The sequence below is a fragment of the Arthrobacter humicola genome (assembly GCF_039531445.1).
Classification (GTDB): domain Bacteria; phylum Actinomycetota; class Actinomycetes; order Actinomycetales; family Micrococcaceae; genus Arthrobacter; species Arthrobacter humicola.
The window spans coordinates 106,780-126,997 of record NZ_BAAAQB010000012.1; the positions used below are offsets into that span (position 1 = coordinate 106,780).

A 20,218-nucleotide genomic window follows, 5' to 3' on the forward strand; every position below is an offset into this window, starting at 1 on the left:
GGACAGTGCAACCCAGGGACGGGAGGGCTGCGTGCCCGGGTCGGTGCGGGGAGGATTATGTCCAGCCCTTGGCGGGACCGCGGGGCATGTCCGTTCTTTGCGCATCTTTGCGGGAAGGCCGGCGGGTGGGCGGGCGTGAGCAGGACAGTGCAACCCAGGGACGGGGGCTGCGTGCCCGGGTCGGCGCGGGGAGGAATACATCCAGCCATCGCGCCCAGTGCGGAGCATGCCCTTTGGGTGAGGCATGTAGTGCGGGACATGCTCATTCTTCGCGGGGAGGGCTGGGCTGTTTGGCATTATGTCCAGCCCTTGGCGGGACCGCGGGGCATGTCCGGCGGTGAGGGCGTGGACCGTGGGGCATGTCCCCCTCGGAGGCGCCTCGGGCCGGGCGGGGAGGGCTCAATTGGGCGATGCCGGAAAGTTCAGGTATTCTAGTATCTGCTTTTGATTCAGAAGCAACTGGAGAATTCGCCTAGCGGCCTATGGCGCACGCCTGGAACGCGTGTTGGGTTAACGCCCTCGGGGGTTCAAATCCCCCATTCTCCGCGGTTGGCCCCGGTCCATTGGACCGGGGCCTTTTTGCGTCCACAGGCTTGGGTTATAGGACAAAACGTGTGTAATTCCCGGCGTGTCAGTTGCGTGCTGCCCAGCTCTTGCGGGCCCTGAGGTCGGGGGCCAGTAGCTTCGCCGGCGGGATTGTGCGCCTGCGCCCGCGCCCGCGCCCGCGCCCGCGCCACCACATCTCACTCCGTCTCAGGCCGGGTAGCCCAGCCGGCGCAGACGGGTCCGGGCGGCCTGTTCGCTCGGGCCCATCCGGCCCAGGGCAAGGTGCACCACGCCGAGGGTGACCCGCGTAGCCAGTCTCACAGGCAGCGGGATCGGGCCCAGCCGCGCGGTCCGGAGACCCAGCATCTCGCGGTATTTGGGTTCGAGACTGGCCACGGCGGCCGCGAACAGGACCCGGTAGCCAGGCCTGAGCACCGGGTGGAGAGGCGGATCACGGATGAAAGCCACCGTCTCGGCGACCCTTTCATCACTGCGGAGCTCGCCGTCGTCGTACCAGCGGTCCAGTTGCTGCCGCATTTCCGCCTCGCTCAGAGGCGGGGCCTCCACGCCCATGAGCCTGCCGGCCTGGGCCCACTCACGGACATACGCGTCAGGTCCGCCCGGAATCGGCCGTCCCCACAGCTTGTGGGCCGAGAGGAAGGCGTCGGTGAAGGCAATGTGGACCCAGCGGAGCAGCTCGGGATCGTTGGCCGCGTACGAGCGCCTGACGCCGTGGCCGTCCACGAATTCCCCCCGGACCGTCTGGTGGAGCCGGAGCACCCAGTCAGAGGCCGCTCGGGCCGCGCCAGTGGAGCCGTAGGAAACGGTGAAAATCCAGCGGATGGTGCCCGCCAGCCGGCCCAGGGGGTCTTCGCGGAAGCGGGAGTGATCGTGGACCCCGGCCAGCGCCCCGGGATGGAGGGCCTGCATCAGCAGGGCCCGGATTCCCGCGACGATGGTTGGCATGTCCCCGTGCACGGTCCATACCGCGGAGCCTGGCAAGTGGTAGCCGGCGTCGTCTCCCTCGGCAAGCCGGGGCACCCATTCAGGCACGGTGTCGCGCGTCCCCGTGAACGTTTGTTTGAGTTCCGCCTGCCATTCCCTGAGGACATTGCGCATCCTCCATTCTTACCCGGCTGCGGGGTCCTCGGCACCTGCAAGTCCGCGGCGGACTACTGGGCCGCCGTCGGCCCGCTACTCGGGACAGGCCAGGTCCCCCGGGTGCGGCCGCAAAAGGGGCCCGCCGACGGTTCACAGACCCGGCGGTCTGTGGTCACATAGTGGGGTAAGTCCGTGAAGATTGGGGTCTGGCGGGCATATAGCGGGAGTCACATCGTGGGAAAACACTGGGGAAACTCATCGAGCGAGCAATCAACCAGGGCACGCACTATTGCCGTGCGCTGCGTTTCCGGAGGCCTCTGCCTGTCCCTGGCCGTTCTGACATTCGGGGGCTTTCAGGGACTGGGCGCCAGCGTGTCCTACGTTGCGCCCGCCGACGTGCAGGCCGCCGGCGCCGTCGGACCTGAAACGCTGGACCCGGTTACCCAGCGGGCCGCGACCGCGTCATCGGCGACTCCAGGTGCTGTGACCGCGGACCCCCAGGCGCTCGTGGCCTTCAGCAGGAGCACGGTGGAAACGGTGACCAAGGAAGGGGTTGGCGGCGAGCTCAATGTCGCCTCGGCGGGCCTGAGCCGGCCCGCGGCCGGGTTCCTCATGGCCCCCCTGGAAACCCTGGTGCCGTCCTCCCCGTTCGGACTTCGCACCAGCCCCCTGACGGGGGTTGCCGGCGAATTCCACTGGGGCCAGGACTTCGCCGCCGCCTGCGGCACCAGGGTCTACTCGGCCGACGCCGGTGTGGTGAGGGCTGTCGGGTGGCACCCGTGGGGCGGCGGGAACCGGGTGGAAATTGACCATGGCAACGGTCTCATCACCACGTACAACCACCTCCAGGGGATTGCCGTCAAGAAGGGCGACTCCGTGCGGGTTGGGGAGGTCATTGCCCTGGTCGGCACTACCGGCTCCTCAACCGGCTGCCACCTTCATTTCGAAACCATCCTCAACGGCGCTCACACCGACCCGATGGGCTGGAAGTTCATCCCCATCAAGCAGGTGGACCAGCTCGGCCCGATCGAACTGACCAGTTACGCGCCCGACGCCGGCAATCCAGCCAACGCAGGGCTTGGATGGGCGATTCCCGTCCGGGAGGACCTGACCCACGTGGTGGCCGGCGGTCTTCAAGAACAGCCTGCCGCTGTGGCGGCCAAGCCGTCCACGAGTCCCCCGACGCCGACGAAGACCACCTCCCCGACGCCGGCTGCCGCCCCGACGCCGACTGCCACCCCGACGCCGACGAAAACCGCCTCCCCGACGCCGACTGCCACGCCTACCCCGACACCGACGAAAACCGCCTCCGCGACGCCGTCTGCACCGGCCCCGTCGTCTGTGGCCCCGACAACCGCACCGGCCTCTCCCAGCGCGACCGAGAGTGCCGCCAAGACGTCGGCCCCGCCAGCCAAACCCCTGGCGCCGGCGCCGGTCACCGCGCCCACGGGGGACCCTGCGCCGGCCACCACCACGCAGTCCGCCACGACAACCGCCACCACAAAAACCACAACGAAAACCACCACAAAGTCCACCGCGACGACCACCGCGACGCCGACCCGCTAGACGCCAGCGGGACTTCCCGGAACACGTCTCCGGGGTCGGGGGCAGGCCGCCCGCTTCGGCCCCGGACTCTGCCCGGGATGCAGACCCATACCTGCACCCTTCGGCGACGAATCGCTGGAGGGACCGGTTCCGGGCCCTGCTTCGGACCACCGACACCGCGAGGACGCACCCATGACCGCTCTGCACTCCATTCCCCTGACCCTCATCGACGGCACCGAGACCGACTTCGGCCGCTTCAAGGGAGAGGTGGTGCTGGTGGTGAACGTGGCATCCCAGTGCGGCTTCACGCCCCAATACGCGGGGCTCGAGGCGCTGCACAACAAGTTCCGCGACCAGGGGTTTCAGGTCCTCGGCGTCCCGTGCAACCAGTTCGCGGGGCAGGAACCCGGGGCCGACGCCGAGATCGCCGAATTCTGCCAGCGCAACTTCGGCGTGACCTTCCCGCTGACCGCCAAGGCCAACGTCCGGGGCAAGAACCAGCACCCGCTCTATGCCGAGCTCACCAAGTTCAAGAACGGGCTCCTGCCGGGCCTGGTGAAGTGGAACTTTGAGAAGTTCCTGGTGAACCGCGACGGCGACATCATCGCCCGCTTCGCACCCACCGTGGAGCCGGACGCACCGGAAATCATCGAAGCTGTCCAGTCGGCCCTCGGCTGAATCGGACGGCCCGGCTTCCAGAGGAAATCGACCCCTATCCCTAAGCATGCTTAGCGCCTAGACTGGCCAGACCCTCCAACATTCCGGGCATCCCCGCGGCACAGTCATCCCTGGCAGCAGCCCGTCGGCAGTGCGGTCACGGTGCCCCTATGGAGGGCGCATCAAAGAACTTCGTGAATCACACCAGGGCGCCCAGACCGGGGCTCGTGAAAGCAGGAGGAAATAGATGACAGGGAACAAAGCCGTTGCCTACAAGGGGCCGGGCAAGGTCGAACTGATCGACATTGACTACCCCACCTTTGAACTCAAGGACGGTCCGGGGGTCAACCCCGCCAACGTGGGCCGTTCGGTGCGCCATGGCGTAATCCTCAAAACCGTTGCCACGAATATTTGCGGCTCAGACCAGCACATGGTCCGGGGGCGCACCACAGCTCCCACCGACCTGGTGCTGGGCCACGAGATCACCGGCGAGGTGGTCGAAGTGGGGCCCGATGTTGAGTTCATCAAAGTGGGGGACATCTGTTCCGTCCCCTTCAACATCGCCTGCGGGCGCTGCCGGAACTGCAAAGAGCGCAAGACGGGCATCTGCCTGAACGTTAACCCGGACCGTCCGGGCAGCGCCTACGGCTACGTGGACATGGGCGGCTGGGTAGGTGGCCAGGCCAACTACGTTCTTGTGCCGTATGCCGACTGGAACCTGTTGAAGTTCCCTGACAAGGATCAGGCCCTCGAAAAGATGATGGACCTGACCATGCTCTCGGACATCTTCCCGACCGGATTCCATGGCGCGGTCACCGCAGGCGTAGGCGTCGGGTCCACAGTTTACGTGGCCGGCGCAGGGCCTGTGGGACTCGCCGCGGCGACCAGTGCCCAGCTCCTGGGTGCCGCCGTCGTGATTGTGGGTGACATGAACGCGGACCGCCTGGCGCAGGCACGCAGCTTCGGCTGCGAGACCATCGACCTGAGCAAGGGCGGCCCGGCCGAGCAAATCGAGCAGCTTCTGGGCGTACCGGAAGTCGATTGTGGCGTGGACGCGGTGGGATTTGAGGCCAAGGGTCACGGGGCCGGAGCGCATGAAGCCCCCGCTACCGTCCTGAACTCGCTGATGGAAGTGACGGCCGCCGGCGGCGCCCTGGGTATTCCGGGGCTCTACGTCACCGGTGATCCGGGCGGCGTGGACGAGGCCGCGAAGAAGGGCTCTCTCTCGCTCAGCCTTGGAACGGGCTGGGCAAAGTCGCTCAGCTTCACCACGGGACAGTGTCCGGTCATGAAGTACAACCGGCAGCTGATGATGGCCATCCTGCATGACAAGGTGCACATCGCCAAGAACGTCAACGCGAAGGCGATTGCCCTGGAGGATGCTCCGAAAGGTTACGCCGAATTCGACGCCGGCGCGGCGACGAAGTTCGTGCTCAACCCCAACGGGTATCTGAGCTAGCAGGCCCGGAACCCGGCGGCACTGCCGTTGCCCGCTGAGCTGGGGCTTCGGTGTGCCGCCGGGCCGCCGCCGCCGTCATATGCCGTCTGGAGCATGTGAGGGGCAGCCATCTGTTAACCTGCGATTTTTGAATATGCGTGACCGAGTTTTTACATTGTTTGCCCAATGTCTGGTTGGATAGTCCTTACTGAGAGGGACACTGGAGGCACCGCTTCCACCCAACCAAGAAGGTAGCAATGGAGCGCATCGAGGCCGAGCACCCCCGGCCACGTCATTTCCTACTTCATCTGAGCGACCCCCACCTGCTGGGGGGTCCGCAACCCCTGTACGGCGTCGTTGACAGCGAAGCCCTGCTCCAGCAACTCTTCGACGAGGTCCACGCCTCAGGTGCACGCCCCGAAGCCGTGATCTTCACCGGCGACCTCGCCGACCTCGGCGAACCGGAAGCCTACGCCAAGCTCCGCGCCATCGTGGAGCCTGCGTGCAGGGCCATGGGAGCGAAGGTCATCTGGGCGATGGGCAATCACGACGACCGGGCCAATTTCCGGGCCGGGCTCCTGGACCAGGCGGACAACGACGCCCCGGTGGATCACAGCTACTTCGTCAACGGGCTGCGCATCATCACCCTGGATACCTCCGTGCCCGGCTTCCACCATGGCGAGCTGAGCCAGGACCAGTTGGACTGGCTCGCCGCCGAACTCGCCACCCCGGCCCCGGACGGGACCATCCTCGCCCTGCACCACCCGCCGGTACCGTCCGTGCTGGACCTTGCTGTGCTGGTGGAACTCCGGGGACAGTCGGCGCTTGCCGGAGTCCTGCGCAACTCCGATGTCCGGGCCATCCTTGGCGGTCACCTGCACTACTCGACCACCGCAACGTTCGCCGGCATCCCCGTGTCCGTGGCATCAGCGACGTGCTACACACAGGACCTGAACGTTGCTGTGGGCGGCACACGCGGGCGCGACGGCGGGCAGGCGTTCAACTTGGTCCACGTCTACGAGCACACGATCGTGCACTCCGTGGTGCTGCTCGGCGACACCCCGGCTGTCGGGGAACTCGTCCCTCCGGCGGAAGTCCAGCGCCGGCTCGCTGCTGCGGGCATCACGATTCCGGAGCAGGCCCAGCTCGAAGCGCCGTCCCGGACGCCGGCGCACCGCAGGTACACCACCCTGAACTGATTCACCGACCTGCGGGCGCAGCCCGCAACTCTTGCCCGGCGGCTTCGTCCCGGCCCGCTGCTCCCTTGGCTACTTTTCCCAGGGCGCCTTGATGGGGTAGTACTTCTCCAGGAAATCCGTGACCAGTTCGGCGCGTTCTTCCGCGGGGACTTCCGGGAAGCTGCCGTCGTTGAGGCAGAAGAAGTCCATGTTCCGCTTGGCCAGGAGCTTGGGCAGGTAGTTCAGTCCGGCCCGGGCTGTGGTGTCCACATACTTCACCTTGGCAGCCGTCTGGGTCACGGCGCGGCCCGTGAGCAGCGCGTAGTAGTGGTAGAACGAGTTGGTCACGGAGATGTTGTCCGCCGCCCGGAACGTGCTCGCGGCGGTCTTGGCGAACTCGGCCGGGAACTCCTGTTCCATTTGCTCCACCACGCTGCGCCGCAAGGGGGCCGCCGTGTGCTCGAGGTGCCGGGTGGTGATGCGGCCGAAGCGGTCCCAGAGGAGTTTGCGGTTCACCCGGGCGGCGTTCTCAAAGCCGCTGCGTTCGGCGTCGTTGTCGCCCAGCCCGATCCGCGTCTCGGCCTCAATGAACTTCGTAATCCCGCCCGGGGTGAAGAACATGTCCGGTCCCACGGCCCGGCCAAAGAACATGTCGTCGTTGGAATACAGGAAGTGCTCGGAGAGCCCCTCGATGTGGTGCAGCTGGCACTCCACGGCCTGCGAATTGTGCGTCGGGAGGACCGAGGGGTCGGCGAAAAACTCTTCGCTGCGGACAATCGTGACGCTCGGGTGGTCCGCCAGCCATGCCGGTGCGGGGGAGTCTGTGGCGATGAAGATCCTGCGGATCCACGGCGCAAACATGTAGACCGAGCGCAGGGCGTACTTGAGCTCGTCGATCTGGCGGAAGCGGGCCTCGTGGTCATCGCCCTCGCCCACGACGACGCCGGCCATCCGGGCCCGACGGGCCGCGATGTACTCGGGGGAACTTCCGTCCACCCAGGAGAACACGAGGTCGATGTCGAAGCTGATGTCGCTGGCGTGGTCCGCGAACATGTTCTCGATAGTGGGCCATGTGTGGCCGTAGCGTTCCACTGTGCCGCGCACGGCGTCCTGGGCGAGCAGGGTGCGGCGCGTCAGGGAGTTCTCGATCGGGAGGATCAGCTGGTCGCCCTCGAAGCTCCAGAGCTCCAGCTGGACGCCGGCGGAAGCGCCGAACTCGAAGCCGCCCTCCGGTTCCACCCGGGGGCGGTACAGCCGGAAGATCCGGGCCTGGCGGTTCGGCGAGAGCTCGCCGTCGGCCACCAGCACGGAGGACTTCTTCTTTGCGTCCACGCTCATGGAGTAGAAGGGCTCGTCGCGGCACGCTTCGACGAGGGCGTCGCGCAGCACCTTGCGGTCTTTCCAGTCGACGGCGATCACCGGGCGGTGGTTGTTGCCGCGGACCAGCAGGTAGCCGAGGCCTGCGCCGGCCAGGACTGACCGCAGGAACATGAGGTCTTCGACCATGGCCTGATACGGCGTGCGGTTCTCGTTGATCAGCGCATAGCGGCCGCGGTGGCGGACGACGTCGGAGCGGGTCCGGAATCTGGCGACTGCGGCCGCCGACGTGACCTCGGCGTGGGCGTCCTCGGATGCCTGGCTGCCATAGTAAATCTCGTCTTGGATCGCTGCGTCGGTGATGTCGGATCTCCCGTTTCTTTGAGTGCGTTGATATCTACTTGCATGATAACGCGGCCCTCAAAATTGCCGCGGAATCCCGCTCGCACCGGGCGCGTGTGTGGCCGCACAGAAAGCGGCGGCAGCGGACCTCAGCCGGTGACGACGGCAAGCCAGTGGCGCAGGAAGGCGGCACCGGCGTCGTCGTGGATCACGTCCTCGCCGAGCCCGAGGTCGGCAGCGGTGAGGACCTCGTAGGGTTTGACCGGGATGCCGTCCGCCGGCCGGACGTCCACATGCTTCACGGCGTGGTCATTGTGGTGCAGCCAGTCGGCCATGGCGTAGTCTGTGCGGGAGTCGCCCACCGTGCGCCAGGCCTGCGGTGTGATGCCCTGGGCGGCCAGGAACTCCACCGCCCGGCTCGCGCCCAGATCCTTGCCCAGCCGCACCGACTCGATATCGGTGGAGATGATGGTCGGGTCGACGCGGAAGTCGATCTGGTCGTCCGAATCGGGGACGTGGTGGTCCAGCCGCACCACGCCGAGCCCGTGCCGGGCCATGAGGTTCATGGCGTCGGCGTCGAAGAGTTCCTGCTCGGCCCGGTAGTCCGGGTTGGCGACGGCGATATGCTGCTCCACGGAAACCATGGCGCGCTTGGTTTCGTCGTAGAACATGTGGGCGGAGTAGTCCTCGGCGACCAGGCGGCGGACGTCGTCGCCGAAGGCCTGCGGGATGGCGAGCTCGCGGTCGACGTGGACAGTGCCGGGGCCTTCGGCGGTGTAGCTGAACCAGACGGCGCCCTTTTCGCAAATGGCGTGGATGACGGTGCCGGCGGGCATGCCGGCGGCGATCATCGGTTCCATGACCTGCTCGCGGATGAACGTGTCCGAACGGCCGGTGTTGAAGATGACCGGCACGCCGGCGGCGGCAAGGGCCAGCAGGTCCGCAATGATGCCGGGCTGCACATCGCGGGTGACGGGGCTTGCGACCGGTCCGTCGACGTCGAGCAGCAGCGCCAGCACAGGGGAAGTCTCGGGTGAAGTCATACCGCTATTCTGTCAGCCGTCGGGAACCTTTGCGTGAAGTGTGGAGAAGATCGACGGCCGTGCGCCGGATGTGTCAATGCGGCCTGTGACAAATGGTTACCGTTTGGCCACAACCTCACGCCGGTCCGGGACTTTCATTCCTTTGCGCGTACAAGTTCCTTAGGCTGGCATGGTGATATTCAAAGCTGTGGGCGAGGGACGCCCGTACCCCGACCATGGTTACAACACGCCCAAGGACTGGGCGGCCCTGCCGCCGCGCCCGGTCCGGCTTGATGAGCTCGTGACTACCAAGCGCACGCTGGACCTCGAAGCTCTGCTGGCCGAGGACTCCACTTTCTTCGGTGACCTCTTTCCGCACGTCGTGGAGTACCGCGGCGTGCTTTACCTTGAAGACGGCCTGCACCGGGCAGTCCGCACCGCCTTGCACCAGCGCACCGCTATCCACGCGCGGGTCCTCGTGATAAATGGCTAGGAAGCGGGCTGACTCGACGGTCCTGCACGGGCACCGCGTCGTGAGTGGCTCCGAGCTGCGGGCCACGTTCGTGGAGGAGGACGGTGCCGAGGACAACCCCGTCCGGCTGCGCCGCAGGATCCTGCACGGCGTCGTGCTGGTGATGCTGGTCGGCGTGATCGTGGCGGCGATCGTGGTGGCGCTCGCCATCATGAACGGCCAGATCAAGATTGCCACGGCGGAACGGAGCAAGGCGCCAGTGTCGGTGTGCCCGGCGGCCACCTTCGACTACACGCCGCCGGAGAAGATCAACCTCAACATCTACAACTCCACGAGCCGGCCCGGACTGGCGCGGAGCGTCGCCGACCAGTTTGCCGCCCGGAAGTTTATCGTGGGCGCCGTGGGGAACACGACGTCGAGCTACCGCGGCGTGGCGCTGATCGTCTCCGGCGCCGCCGGACAGTCGGCCGCCTTCAGCGTCCAGCGCAACCTGCCGGGCTCGGACTATTTCCAGGACAACCGCACGGATCCCAGCGTGGATGTCATCCTGACCGGCGACTTCAAGGAACTGGCCAAGCCGGAACTCGTGGACCAGACGCCGGGCCAGCTTAGCTGCCCCCGCGAGAACCGGCGCATCGTGGATGAGAGCACCTGGCCGATTGCGCCGTCGGCGACGCCGACGGCCGGGTAGGCGCCGCCGCTTAGCTGCCGCGGCGGACCGGCCGTCCGGCGTCGTCGAACCTGGCCCCCGCGCCGAGCTGGATGAACCGCACCGTCCGGGCGAGCCGGGCCTCGGCCTCGGCGTCCTGGCCGGCGCCGTCGCCCCGGGCCGCGCTCGAGGAGAGCGTGCCGTGGATGAGCTGGGCCAGCTGGGCGATGTCCGACTCGGGCAGGTAGCCCTGGGCCATGCCGTCGCGCAGGATGCCTTGCAGGAGCACGCTGAGCTCGCCCACGTGGTCGGCGAGTTTAGCGAACGACGATGGCGAGAGCACTGCCGCCATGGCCGGCCCCGGCGGCAGGTGGCGCCGGCTCAGGTCCTCCACCTGGGCCCGGACGTAAACAGCCAGCCGCTCTACCGGGTTCTCCAGCGAATCCAGCGACTCGCGCAGGTCGACCAGGAACCGCTCGGTCTCGTCCAGGGCGTACGCGATGAGGAGCTCTTCGATGTCCGCATAGTAGTTATAGACGGCCGTCCGGCCGATCCGGGCGTGGCGCGCGACATCGGTCATGGTCAGGCCGGGCAGCCCGTGGGTGAACAGGAGTTCCCCGAATGCGGTCAGGATGCGGCGCTGGGTCTCGGCACGTTGGGCGGCGTTGCTCGCGGCCGAAATCCTAGGCATACGGACACTTTAGCGCGATCTGTCACCAAATCGGGCGGGTGGGAGGCTGCGACACGGCCGGGCACGCTCAGTTCCGCGGAAGTCATGTCGGCCCGCGCACCATCTACGGAGCAGCCAGACGCGAAGTCAGGGTCGAGTCTTGCCGGCGGGCGAGAACGACGTGCTCACCACCCGGCCGTGCCCGGGCCACCCTTGAACGGGCCAACGATCTGTCTGGTGATCCAACCGCCGTAGAAGTCACCCTCCTGGAAGGTCACCTGCTCGCCGTCGACCTCGCAGGAATCCATGTGCTCCGGGTAGAGGGCCACTCGGGTACTGAGCGCCTCGAACCCCCGGGTGGGTTCCGGGTAGGTCCACCCGGCACGGGGAACGACGACTCCGCCGGCAACGACGTCGAAGTAGTGCGCTTCTCCCTTGAACTCGCAGAAGCTGGTGCCCTGGACAGGGACGAGAACACCGGCAGGGAATGCGTCCAATGGCAAGTAGTAGACGGGGGGATGACTCGTCTCCAGGACGCGCACTGCATCGGTGGTGTCGGCAATCACCTGCCCGCCAAGCCGCACGATGACCCGTTCCGATCGCGGCTCGACCCTTGGCGGCCGCGGGTAGTCCCACACCGATTCTTGACCGGCGTTGAGTTTGATGGGCTGGGGACGCCGAAAGAAGCCGGAAAATCCTCGAGCAGAAGTCATGTCCCCATGGTGCCATCTAATGTGGTGGGCGTACGCGGTGGAGGACGAAAAGCCGGACGGGTAAACCTTCGCACGCACCGCCCCGGTGGCCTCCGTTGAGCGCGAAAACGCCACCTGGCTCGCGAACGATCAGCGCCGGGCGGTACGGTCGAACGCTTCACTCATAGATGGTCGGGATGGCCGGTTCGCCGGGCTGCAGCCGGTCCACGACCCGGGGCAGCTCCGCCATGGAGGCCGTGTGCCGCTCCCGCGCCCGCCCCACCGCGTCCGGCCCGGTCCAGCCGGGCAGGAGTTCGCCGTCCTTCATGAACTGCTGCAGGAGCGGTCGGCCGTTCTTGTCGTCCGTCGGCGGATGGCCCACGCCGAGGACCTCATGGGTGGCGGTGCCGCGGTCATCCAGGCGGCGTACGGCGAACTTGCGGCCGCCCACGTTGATTTTGTCCTTGGAGGTCTTCGCAACGGCAACGAGCCCGCCGGAGTCACCGGCCCGGCTCACCAGCTTGTAGACCATGCCGGCCGTGGGCGCCCCGGAACCGGTCACCAGCGATGTGCCGATCCCGTAGGAATCGGCCGGCGCTGCCCGGAGCGCGGCGACGGAGAACTCGTCCAGGTCCGAGGTCACCACGATCCTGGTGTGCACATTGCCGAGGCTGTCCAGAAGTTCGCGGACCCAGTGTGCCTGGGCCACGAGGTCTCCAGAGTCCAGCCGGATGGCCCCGAGCTTGTCTCCGGCGAGGTCGACGGCGGTGCGGACGGCCGCTTCGACGTCGTACGTGTCCACGAGCAGCGTGGTGCCTGTCCCCAGCGAGGCAAGCTGCGCCGCGAAGGCGTCGCGCTCGGAGTCGTGGACCAGCGTGAAGGAGTGGGCCGCGGTGCCGACGGTCCGGAGGCCGTAGCGCCGGCCGGCGGCCAGGTTGGACGTGCCGGAAAAGCCCGCGATCACGGCCGCTCGGGCCGCCGCGGCGGCCGCTTCCTCGTGCGTGCGGCGGGACCCCATCTCAATGCAGGGCCTGCCGCCTGCGGCACTGGTCATCCGCGACGCGGCCGAGGCGATGGCGCTGTCGTGGTTCAGCACCGACAGGACGTAGGTCTCCAGGACGCAGGCCTCAGCGAAGGTCGATTCCACGATCAGGACGGGGGAGTGCGGGAAGTAGGCCTCGCCTTCCGGGTAGCCCCAGATGTCGCCGGAGAACCGGAAGGCGGACAGGTGCTCCAGCGTGTCCTCATTGACCACCCCGGTGCCGGCCAGGAAATCGAGGTCGTCCTGGTCGAAGCGGAAGTCCGCGATGCCTTCAAGGAGCCGGCCGGTGCCGGCCACGATCCCGTACCGGCGCCCGGCCGGGAGCCCGCGGGCAAAGGCCTGGAAGACGGACCGGCGGTGTGCCGCCCCGGAGTGGAGCGCCGCCTGGAACATGGTCAGCTCGTAGTGATCGGTAAACAGGGAGGTCCGGGATCCGTCCGGTCCGGCCGAAGTGTCCATGATTCACTCTAGGCCGGGGATCGCAGTGACGGCCCCGAATTCGCCGGAATCCTGCGGGGTCGCCGGAAACTTCCGGCGAACCCGGGTGTTTCCCGCGAACTCGGACGTTTCCGGCGAATTCGACGGCGTCGGACTCAGGCGGTGCGGCTCAGACGCTGCAGCCGTCGGGGCCGCAGGCCCCGGACGCCGCAGAAGCATCCCCTTCGGCGGCATCCGCAGCCTCCGTGCCGGCGGCGCCCACCATGACCAGCGGGTGGCTGTCCTGCCAGGCCTGCTCAAGGGCGGCGCTGAACGTGTCTGCCGGCTGGGCGCCGGAGAGCCCGAACTTCCGGTCGATCACGAAGAACGGGACGCCGCTGATGCCCAGGGCCCGGGCCTCCGCGATGTCGTTCCGGACGTCGTCGGCGTAGGCGTCCGTGCTGAACAGCTCCGCGAGGTCGCCGGCATCGAGTCCGAGGTCCAGTCCCAGACCGGTCAGGTACTCCTGGCTGCCGATGTCTTTGCCGTGTTCGAAGTGGTCGCTGAGCAGGCGTTCCTTTGCGGCGTCCTGCTTGCCGTGGGCGGCGGCGAGGTGGAGCAGCCGGTGGGCCGTGAAGCTGTTGGCCACCACGACGGCGTCGAAGCGGTAGTTCAGTCCCTCGCCCTTGGCCTGGGCGGCGACGTGCTCGAACATCTGGGACACCTGCGCCGGGGCCATGCCCTTGCGGGTGCTCAGGTAGTCCAGTTCGGTGCCGTCGTAGTGCTCCGGGAGCGTGGGGTCCAGCTGGTAGCTGCGCCACTGCACCTCCACGGCATCGCGGTGCGGGAAGGCCGCGAGGGCGGTTTCGAATCGGCGTTTGCCGATGTAGCACCAGGGGCAGGCGACGTCGGACCAGATTTCAATCTTCATGCCGGCAACAACCTCCGCCGGGGCCCGCTCATTCCCCGGCGCCCTGTCGGCTTCGTCACGGGCAGGCCCGCGTGAATAGGGCGCCGGCCGTCCCGGCATTCCCCGCGCTCACGGCGAGACCCGGCGTTCCATGACGAAGTCGTGCTCCACGGTGTCGCCCAGCTGGAAGGACTTGGTGCCGACCTTGCGGAAGCCGGACTTCTCGTAGAACCGGATGGCCCGGGCGTTCTGGCTGTTCACGCCGAGCCACAGTCCGCGGGCACCTGCCGCCACGGCCGCGGCGATGCTGGCGCGCATCAGTTCGGCGGCGGAGCCCAGTCCGTGGTGGTCCGGGTGGACGTAGCACTTGCTGAGTTCGGTGCACGGCAGCTCGGCCAGGACTGCGGCCACCTCCGGGTCCCGGGTGGGGCGGGCCACCAGCAGGCTGTAGCCGCGGAGCTCGCCGTCGGCGTCGATCACCAGCACCGTGACCGCCGGATCGTCCAGATAGGCCCGGAAATTGGCCTCGCTCAGGGTGTTGGCCAGATGGGCCGCGATGTCCTCCGGCCGGGATTCCGGCGGGCACGCGAGCGGGAAGGTGACGGCAGCAAGCGCTGCCAGCCTCCCGGCGTCGTCCGCGGTTGCTGTCCGGATCTGGTGCGTCATAGCTAAAACCCTAGTCCGCCGCGGAGCCCGGGCATCAATGGCGTGGTTGCCGGGCAGAGCTACCTATCAGATGGTGTAGCGAAGGATTCCGACCGCCTCCACGTTTTCCGGCAGATCGGAGCGGCGCACGGCCAGGACCCGGGCGCCCGCGCCGAGGGCCCGGCGCGCGATTTCCTCAACCACGTCCTGCCCAGTGTCCCCGTCGAGGGTGAGCGCGCCGTCGTCTCCGACGGCACCGTTGACTTGTGCATCCATGTCCACGGCGAGCGTCGCAATGGCGCCGAAGGCGGCGGCCCGAGCCAGGTCGCTGAGGTCGGTCGTGCCACGGCCGTTGGAACGACGCTCCTCGAACGTCGTTTGCAGAGCAACAAGATCGGCCGCGTAGATCCGGTCGAGCACACCACGCGCCGCTTCCGCCAGTTGGGCCGGTGTCAGTTCATCGGGGTTTCCCTCGATGACTTCGGACGCAAGGTGTGCGTAGCCTGTGAGGTTGCGGTAGATGCTGGTGAGTGGTTCCGTCGCAGCGATCACCAGCGGGAGGGAATTCCCGTTTAAGAGTGGACGAAGCGCATGGTCGACGGAACGGGCATATTGGGTCAGCCGTACCTTTCGTCCCTCGTCGCCCTGCAGCCGGCCGGATGCGGAGCGGCCGCCTATCGATTCGAGCCCGACGGCACTTGCTGCATCCCGGGGCATGCCCGGTACCGTGACCTCCTCTGCCGGCCGGTCCGCCGTGACCTCAATGAGCCGCGCCCCGTTCTGTGAGATTGCGAGCACGAGCGCCGCGTTCGGGAAGGTGAGTGCGCGAAGCAGCGGGGTGATGGCGAAGCGGTCGGACACGCTCACGTGGTCCTCGAGATCGTTGGGCAAACGGAACTCAAGAATTGATGTTGGAGTCACGAAGATGGCCACGCTCCGCCCCATGTCAAACCAGAACTCCGGGGATCCCAGCAGCTCGTCGAGGAAGGTTTCTATCGCGGCCACTGCGTCGTTGTTTCCGCCTTGGCGGAGCTGTTCGACGGCGGAACTGAACAAGGACCGGGCTCTGGACTGATTGTCCTCCGAATGGGCCGGGACGCTGCTCGTCGAAAGATACACGGTGACGCTGTGTGGATCGCGCGCGGCGGCCAGACGTTCCACGTCGTACCGGGTCGGCATATCGATGTGCATGGGGGTGCTCCTTTTTGCTATCTCTCCGCTGGGTCGCACGAGGAGGGGGATTTTCCTGCACCTACTCGATGCGCAAAGCCGCACCGAGGGTCAGCAATACCGGATCAGCCCAGCATCGGACCCCGCGGAGTCCCGTGTCAACAGTCGGCGGAACTTGCAGTACGGAGGTGTTCGGCGCCGGTAGCCAGTTCGGCCAGCACCCTTAGCGGACCGCAGGGATGCGGATTGTCTCGGTCACGTGGCACTCCGGGAGTGCGTGCGGGTGGTGGCTGGGGTACATATCTCAGGCCAACACATGGACAGCATTTCTTAGCCGGCGGCCGACTGGAGATGACGCCTGATGGCCTCGACCACCAGCTGGTGGTCGTCGTCGGACGAAAGCCCGGACGCCGTGACTGCCGCAATGACACCGACGCCCTTGACCCGGATGGGGAACGAGCCCCCGGCCAACGTGTAGTCCTCCGCGGCGAGCCACCCTCCTTGCATTGGATCGAAATCTTTGACCGCGAACTCCTCGGCGAGCAGGGCCGTGCTGCGTTCAAAGCGGAGCGTCGTGGCCGCCTTGCGGCGGATCCATTCCTCCTGGTCGGCGGTGGCTCCGGGCAGGACACAGCGGAAGAGGACCAGGTTGTGCCGGCGTATATCGATGGCAACGGAATGGCCCCCGGCGATCGCGCGGTTGGCGATGAGCGAGCCGAGGCGCCAGGCATCGTGGTGATCAAAGCCCGGGAAGACGAGTTCTTCCTCGTGCCGGCGCAGTTCGGCGATCCGCGGTGAGTCGGTGTCAGTCATGGAGAGTCTCGTCCGGTGTGGAGTCGGCGTCGTAGCTGAGACCGATCTGGCGTCGGATTTCGTCCATTGCTGCCATGACGGCCACTGATTCGCGGGGCGGAAGGATGGTGCCGGAGGTTACGCCTTCCCTGACCAGTCGTTCCAGTTCGGCGGCCTGGTACTGCATTCCGCGGCTGTTGACAGGCTGCTCATAGCGTTCAACAACGCTGCCATCCAAGGCATGAACTGTGAAGGGCGTGGGGTTGTACCAAGTGGATTCGATATCGATCCACCCTTCGGTCCCGATGACCATAGCCCGGTTGGCGCTGGCGGCGTCCAGTTCGCAGTCCACAATGGCCTGCTGACCGCCAACATATTCAAAGATGGCTGCAGTCTGCCGGTCTACCCCGGTAGCGGTCATGGACGCACTGGCGCGAATGGTCTCCGGAGTGCCCAGGATGTCGAACGCAAAGGAGACCGGGTAGATGCCGAGGTCCAGCAGCGCTCCGCCGCCCAGTGCAGGATCGTTCAGCCGGTGGGCAGGGTCCTTGGGCAGGCTCTGGTTGTGGCTGGCGACCACCTTCCGGACCTCGCCGATGGTGCCTTCCTCGATGATTGCGCGGATGCGGATCATGTGCGGGAGGAATCGCGACCACATGGCTTCCAGCGCCACGAGCCCTTTGGATTCCGCGAGGTCGACAACGTCCTGGGCTTCGCGGGCGTTCATGGTGAACGACTTCTCCACCAGCACATGCTTGCCAGCATTCAAGGCCAACAAGGCATTGGCGTGGTGGAACGGGTGCGGCGTGGCGATGTAGACCACGTCAACCAGCGGGTCGGCCACCAAGTCCTCATAGCTGCCATGCGCGGTTGCCACACCGTACTCTTCAGCGAACGCCTGGCTCGAATCCAGGGTCCGGGAGCCGACGGCCTGGACGGTGAAGCCGTTCTCGATCAGGTCCTGGGTTTGCAGCCCCGCGATGAATCCGGTGCCGAGGATTCCCCAGCGGATGCGGCCGTCAGAGGTGCCGGTGGGCTGATTAGTCACGTGCTTGGTCCTTCGGTGAGTCGGTGGTGGCCAGCGGGTAAGCCACAAACGCAAAGCGCCTGGAATCCGGTGACCAACTATTAACGTTGAGGGTTCCTTGGCCGCCGAAGAGGGGCCAGGTGTGAAGCGGTGCGGTCCAGTCGCTGGTGGAGACAAGCACGACGGCGACCGGCAGGTCCGCGGGGTGGCCCTCCGTGCCGCGGGGGAAACGGATGTAGCTGGCCCAGCCGCCGTCGGGGGATAGATGCGGGAACCAGTCGACGGTTTCGCTCTCTAGGAGGCGCTCGAAATCGCTTCCGTCAACCTGGACTCGGGCAAGCTGGGCGTGGCCGTGGAGAGCGCTGAAGGACTCCGTGTTCAGGTAGAGCCACTTTCCGTCGGGCGAGTATTCCGGTCCGTCGCAATGGCCGGGGCCGACATCGACGCCGGCGGTAGCGCCGCCGTCGGACGGTATGGTCCTGAGGCGGCCCGGCTGCGTGAAGTCTCCGGCCTCGATGCCGACGTATGCCAGCTGGGATCCATCCGGGCTGACGCCGTGCAGGAAGTGGAAGGAGCCGTCGGCGTCGGTGATCCGCTCCGCCGGACCTCCACTCAAAGCTGCCCGGTAGATGTGGCCGTCGTTCGCCGAGAGGAAGATGCCGGTGCCGTCGGGTGCCAGGACGTGGTCGTTGTTGAGGTCGGGGATGCCGGTCAGCGGGACCTGGCTGATGGTCCGGCCTGGCAACTCAAACCGCCACAGCTTCCCGTCCCCGTTGAGGACGAGGGCCGAGCCGTCAAGAGTCCAGTTGGGCGCTTCGAGGAGGAGCTCGTCGGTGCTGTAGACAAGTTCGGATTCGCCTGTGACGGACGCTATCCAGACCTCGCAGCGCTGGCCGGTCTGAAGGGTACGCAGCATGCTCAGAGTTCCTTGATCCGGATGTTCCGCCACCGGCACTGCGCGCCCTTGCCCCAGCGGGCCTCGCCGAACATGGAGTCGTTGTCGTGGACTTCCAAGGCGATGTGCCCGCGCTCTCCGAGAACACCCAGGACATCTGCCGGGTTGTAGTTCGGCGAGTCCAGCGTAGCGGTGTCCAGTTCGGCGATCTTGAGACCGTTGACCCAGGTGGTGATGACCGGCAGGGCGCCGACGCAGCGGATGCGGAGTTCGTTCCAGCCGTTCCATCGCCAGACGTTGAGGAAGTCCTCGACGTCGGCGGCGTGCTTCAGGCGGCCACGCTTTTCTTCCGTGACAGGCTCCACCGACGTGGCCGGGTTGTCCGCAATCAAACCCGTGGGTCGCCCGTCAGCGTCCATGGCCACGTTGACGGCGAAGGGTACGGCGGAGAAGCTCGCCAGGCCGTTGCCGAAGAACCCGCCGATACCGCCGGAGGGACGGTGGTCCACCAAGACCTGGAAGCCTTCCCAAGTATCCGGCCGGCGCCGGATCATGACGCCGGTGTCGGCCGGCCAGTCTGGGCGCATTTCCAGCACGAGTTCGAAGTCGCCGAATGCCTGCTCGCTCACCAGGTAGCCGCCGTAACCGCTGCCGGGGGAGTCCTGCTCGCCGACCAGGACGCCGTCTTCCACGAACCAGCGGGCCGGGTGCTTCTCGGGCTCCACCGGCGGGGTCAAACCCAGGGCGGCAAAGCGTTCCGAGAGGGCCGGACCGCCCGGATACTCGGTGCCATAGACGCGGGGTACCGATCGCCAGCCAGCCAAAGTGGTGCCGTCGAACAGCGGGACAAAACGGTCGCCGCCGTCGGGCGTTTCAATGCCTGACATGAACGTGCCCTTACTGTTTGAAGGCGGCGTCGAAGGAGGTGTTCGAGGCCGGGAAGTCGAACTTCTTGAGGGCGGCGAGGGCTTCGGGGGCGCCGTGGAGCCGGTCCATGCCGGCGTCCTCCCACTCGACGGAGATGGGGCCGTCGTAGCCGATCGCGGTGAGGGCTCGGAAGGACGATTCCCAAGGCACGTCCCCGCGGCCGGCGGAGACGAAGTCCCAGCCGCGGCGCGGGTCGCCCCAGGGCAGGTGCGAGCCCATGACGGTGTTCCGGCCGGTGGGGCGCAGCTTGGTGTCCTTGCAGTCGACGTGGTAGATCCGGTCCTTGAAGTCCCAGATGAAGGAGACGGGGTCGATGCCCTGCCACATGAAATGGGACGGGTCCCAGTTCAGGCCGAAGGCCTCGCGGTGGCCGATCGCCTCGAGGGTGCGGACGGTGGTCCAGTAGTCGTAGGCGATCTCGGAGGGGTGAACCTCGTGGGCGAACCGGACCCCGCAGTCGTCGAAGACGTCCAGGATGGGGTTCCAGCGGTCAGCGAAGTCCTGGTATCCGGCCTCGATGACCTTCTCCGGCACGGGCGGGAACATCGCGACGTACTGCCAGATGGAGGACCCGGTGAACCCGACCACGGTGTCCACGCCGAGGGCCTTGGCGAGCCGGGCGGTGTGCTTCATTTCCTCCGCGGCGCGCTGGCGCACGCCCTCAGGCTCGCCGTCGCCCCACACGCGCGCCCCGACGATGGCCTCGTGCCGGAAGTCGATCGGGTCATCGCACACGGCCTGGCCCTTGAGGTGGTTGGAGATGG

General features: G+C 66.9%; 20 protein-coding genes and 1 tRNA gene. 7 read left to right on the top strand and 14 right to left on the bottom strand.

Annotation, left to right across the window (positions count from 1 at the left end):
• Positions 1-461: 461 nt before the first annotated feature.
• Positions 462-546: transfer RNA gene (locus ABD243_RS04925), tRNA-Ser, on the top strand.
• Between the two features lie 207 nt (positions 547-753).
• Here the strand turns inward: ABD243_RS04925 and ABD243_RS04930 are convergent.
• On the bottom strand, positions 754-1,665 hold the full coding sequence (locus tag ABD243_RS04930) for an oxygenase MpaB family protein (protein WP_344362705.1): 912 nt from the start codon (positions 1,663-1,665) through the stop codon (positions 754-756).
• A 354-nt stretch (positions 1,666-2,019) separates the two neighbouring features.
• Between ABD243_RS04930 and ABD243_RS04935 the strand changes: the two genes are divergently transcribed.
• The 4 genes from ABD243_RS04935 (at position 2,020) to ABD243_RS04950 (ending at position 6,486) form a co-directional block, all read left to right on the top strand.
• On the top strand, positions 2,020-3,213 hold the full coding sequence (locus ABD243_RS04935; RefSeq protein WP_344362708.1) for a M23 family metallopeptidase: 1,194 nt from the start codon (positions 2,020-2,022) through the stop codon (positions 3,211-3,213).
• A gap of 171 nt (positions 3,214-3,384) precedes the next feature.
• Positions 3,385-3,870 (top strand): glutathione peroxidase, encoded by a 486-nt coding sequence (locus tag ABD243_RS04940; protein ID WP_344362710.1) that lies wholly within the window; start codon positions 3,385-3,387, stop codon positions 3,868-3,870.
• Positions 3,871-4,096: 226 nt separating this feature from the next.
• The gene (gene fdhA / locus ABD243_RS04945; RefSeq protein ID WP_344362712.1) at positions 4,097-5,308 is read left to right on the top strand and encodes a formaldehyde dehydrogenase, glutathione-independent; all 1,212 of its coding nucleotides are present in this window, start codon (positions 4,097-4,099) and stop codon (positions 5,306-5,308) included.
• Positions 5,309-5,544: 236 nt separating this feature from the next.
• Positions 5,545-6,486 (top strand): phosphodiesterase, encoded by a 942-nt coding sequence (locus ABD243_RS04950; RefSeq protein ID WP_344362715.1) that lies wholly within the window; start codon positions 5,545-5,547, stop codon positions 6,484-6,486.
• A 69-nt stretch (positions 6,487-6,555) separates the two neighbouring features.
• On the opposite strand, the gene ABD243_RS04955 is transcribed toward ABD243_RS04950, so the two are convergent.
• Complete coding sequence (locus tag ABD243_RS04955) at positions 6,556-7,971, bottom strand: stealth family protein (RefSeq protein WP_091255647.1); 1,416 nt, start codon at positions 7,969-7,971, stop codon at positions 6,556-6,558.
• A 302-nt stretch (positions 7,972-8,273) separates the two neighbouring features.
• A complete protein-coding gene (locus ABD243_RS04960; protein ID WP_116767142.1) occupies positions 8,274-9,167 on the bottom strand; it encodes a hypothetical protein in 894 nt (297 codons plus the stop codon).
• A 172-nt stretch (positions 9,168-9,339) separates the two neighbouring features.
• On the opposite strand from ABD243_RS04960, the gene ABD243_RS04965 reads away from it, so the two are divergent.
• Positions 9,340-9,639 carry a type II toxin-antitoxin system VapB family antitoxin gene (locus ABD243_RS04965; RefSeq protein ID WP_120954228.1) on the top strand — a complete coding sequence of 100 codons (300 nt, stop codon included), beginning with the start codon at positions 9,340-9,342 and terminating at the stop codon, positions 9,637-9,639.
• Entirely contained in the window at positions 9,632-10,309 is a 678-nt protein-coding gene (locus ABD243_RS04970) for a LytR C-terminal domain-containing protein (protein ID WP_344362717.1), read from the top strand. Before ABD243_RS04965 ends, ABD243_RS04970 begins: the two co-directional genes overlap by 8 nt.
• Before the next feature lie 10 nt (positions 10,310-10,319).
• On the opposite strand, the gene ABD243_RS04975 is transcribed toward ABD243_RS04970, so the two are convergent.
• The 11 genes from ABD243_RS04975 to ABD243_RS05025 form a co-directional block, all read right to left on the bottom strand.
• Positions 10,320-10,958 (bottom strand): TetR/AcrR family transcriptional regulator, encoded by a 639-nt coding sequence (locus ABD243_RS04975; RefSeq protein ID WP_116767140.1) that lies wholly within the window; start codon positions 10,956-10,958, stop codon positions 10,320-10,322.
• 164 nt (positions 10,959-11,122) lie between these two features.
• The gene (locus ABD243_RS04980; RefSeq protein WP_344362721.1) at positions 11,123-11,650 is read right to left on the bottom strand and encodes a DUF427 domain-containing protein; all 528 of its coding nucleotides are present in this window, start codon (positions 11,648-11,650) and stop codon (positions 11,123-11,125) included.
• 157 nt (positions 11,651-11,807) lie between these two features.
• The gene (locus ABD243_RS04985; RefSeq protein WP_344362724.1) at positions 11,808-13,130 is read right to left on the bottom strand and encodes a nicotinate phosphoribosyltransferase; all 1,323 of its coding nucleotides are present in this window, start codon (positions 13,128-13,130) and stop codon (positions 11,808-11,810) included.
• A 148-nt stretch (positions 13,131-13,278) separates the two neighbouring features.
• Positions 13,279-14,019: a DsbA family oxidoreductase gene (locus ABD243_RS04990; RefSeq protein ID WP_344362727.1), complete on the bottom strand. Its 741-nt coding sequence runs from the start codon at positions 14,017-14,019 to the stop codon at positions 13,279-13,281.
• A gap of 108 nt (positions 14,020-14,127) precedes the next feature.
• Positions 14,128-14,664, bottom strand: coding sequence for a GNAT family N-acetyltransferase (locus ABD243_RS04995; protein ID WP_344362730.1), 537 nt, complete (start codon positions 14,662-14,664; stop codon positions 14,128-14,130).
• Positions 14,665-14,730: 66 nt separating this feature from the next.
• Positions 14,731-15,834, bottom strand: a complete 1,104-nt coding sequence (locus tag ABD243_RS05000; protein ID WP_116767136.1) for a baeRF11 domain-containing protein — start codon at positions 15,832-15,834, stop codon at positions 14,731-14,733.
• Positions 15,835-16,143: 309 nt separating this feature from the next.
• Complete coding sequence (locus ABD243_RS05005; protein ID WP_344362733.1) at positions 16,144-16,626, bottom strand: heme-degrading domain-containing protein; 483 nt, start codon at positions 16,624-16,626, stop codon at positions 16,144-16,146.
• Positions 16,619-17,653: a Gfo/Idh/MocA family protein gene (locus ABD243_RS05010; RefSeq protein ID WP_344362735.1), complete on the bottom strand. Its 1,035-nt coding sequence runs from the start codon at positions 17,651-17,653 to the stop codon at positions 16,619-16,621. Before ABD243_RS05010 ends, ABD243_RS05005 begins: the two co-directional genes overlap by 8 nt.
• A complete protein-coding gene (locus tag ABD243_RS05015; protein ID WP_344362738.1) occupies positions 17,646-18,548 on the bottom strand; it encodes a TolB family protein in 903 nt (300 codons plus the stop codon). The genes ABD243_RS05010 and ABD243_RS05015 overlap by 8 nt, the downstream gene beginning before the upstream one ends.
• Positions 18,549-18,550: 2 nt before the next feature.
• Complete coding sequence (locus ABD243_RS05020) at positions 18,551-19,414, bottom strand: 3-keto-disaccharide hydrolase (protein WP_344362740.1); 864 nt, start codon at positions 19,412-19,414, stop codon at positions 18,551-18,553.
• Positions 19,415-19,424: 10 nt separating this feature from the next.
• Positions 19,425-20,218 (bottom strand): sugar phosphate isomerase/epimerase family protein (locus tag ABD243_RS05025; protein ID WP_344362743.1); only part of this gene is annotated, 794 nt, incomplete at its 5' end.

Bases quoted from the DNA above. Each gene is read 5' to 3' on its own strand.
- ABD243_RS04930 (WP_344362705.1), bottom strand. From the start codon at position 1,665: ATGCGCAATGTCCTCAGGGAATGGCAGGCGGAACTCAAACAAACGTTC.
- ABD243_RS04940 (WP_344362710.1), top strand. From the start codon at position 3,385: ATGACCGCTCTGCACTCCATTCCCCTGACCCTCATCGACGGCACCGAG.
- fdhA (WP_344362712.1), top strand. From the start codon at position 4,097: ATGACAGGGAACAAAGCCGTTGCCTACAAGGGGCCGGGCAAGGTCGAA.
- ABD243_RS04950 (WP_344362715.1), top strand. From the start codon at position 5,545: ATGGAGCGCATCGAGGCCGAGCACCCCCGGCCACGTCATTTCCTACTT.
- ABD243_RS04955 (WP_091255647.1), bottom strand. From the start codon at position 7,971: ATGGTCGAAGACCTCATGTTCCTGCGGTCAGTCCTGGCCGGCGCAGGC.
- ABD243_RS04960 (WP_116767142.1), bottom strand. From the start codon at position 9,167: ATGACTTCACCCGAGACTTCCCCTGTGCTGGCGCTGCTGCTCGACGTC.
- ABD243_RS04970 (WP_344362717.1), top strand. From the start codon at position 9,632: ATGGCTAGGAAGCGGGCTGACTCGACGGTCCTGCACGGGCACCGCGTC.
- ABD243_RS04975 (WP_116767140.1), bottom strand. From the start codon at position 10,958: ATGCCTAGGATTTCGGCCGCGAGCAACGCCGCCCAACGTGCCGAGACC.
- ABD243_RS04980 (WP_344362721.1), bottom strand. From the start codon at position 11,650: ATGACTTCTGCTCGAGGATTTTCCGGCTTCTTTCGGCGTCCCCAGCCC.
- ABD243_RS04985 (WP_344362724.1), bottom strand. From the start codon at position 13,130: ATGGACACTTCGGCCGGACCGGACGGATCCCGGACCTCCCTGTTTACC.
- ABD243_RS04990 (WP_344362727.1), bottom strand. From the start codon at position 14,019: ATGAAGATTGAAATCTGGTCCGACGTCGCCTGCCCCTGGTGCTACATC.
- ABD243_RS04995 (WP_344362730.1), bottom strand. From the start codon at position 14,664: ATGACGCACCAGATCCGGACAGCAACCGCGGACGACGCCGGGAGGCTG.
- ABD243_RS05000 (WP_116767136.1), bottom strand. From the start codon at position 15,834: ATGCACATCGATATGCCGACCCGGTACGACGTGGAACGTCTGGCCGCC.
- ABD243_RS05005 (WP_344362733.1), bottom strand. From the start codon at position 16,626: ATGACTGACACCGACTCACCGCGGATCGCCGAACTGCGCCGGCACGAG.
- ABD243_RS05015 (WP_344362738.1), bottom strand. From the start codon at position 18,548: ATGCTGCGTACCCTTCAGACCGGCCAGCGCTGCGAGGTCTGGATAGCG.
- ABD243_RS05020 (WP_344362740.1), bottom strand. From the start codon at position 19,414: ATGTCAGGCATTGAAACGCCCGACGGCGGCGACCGTTTTGTCCCGCTG.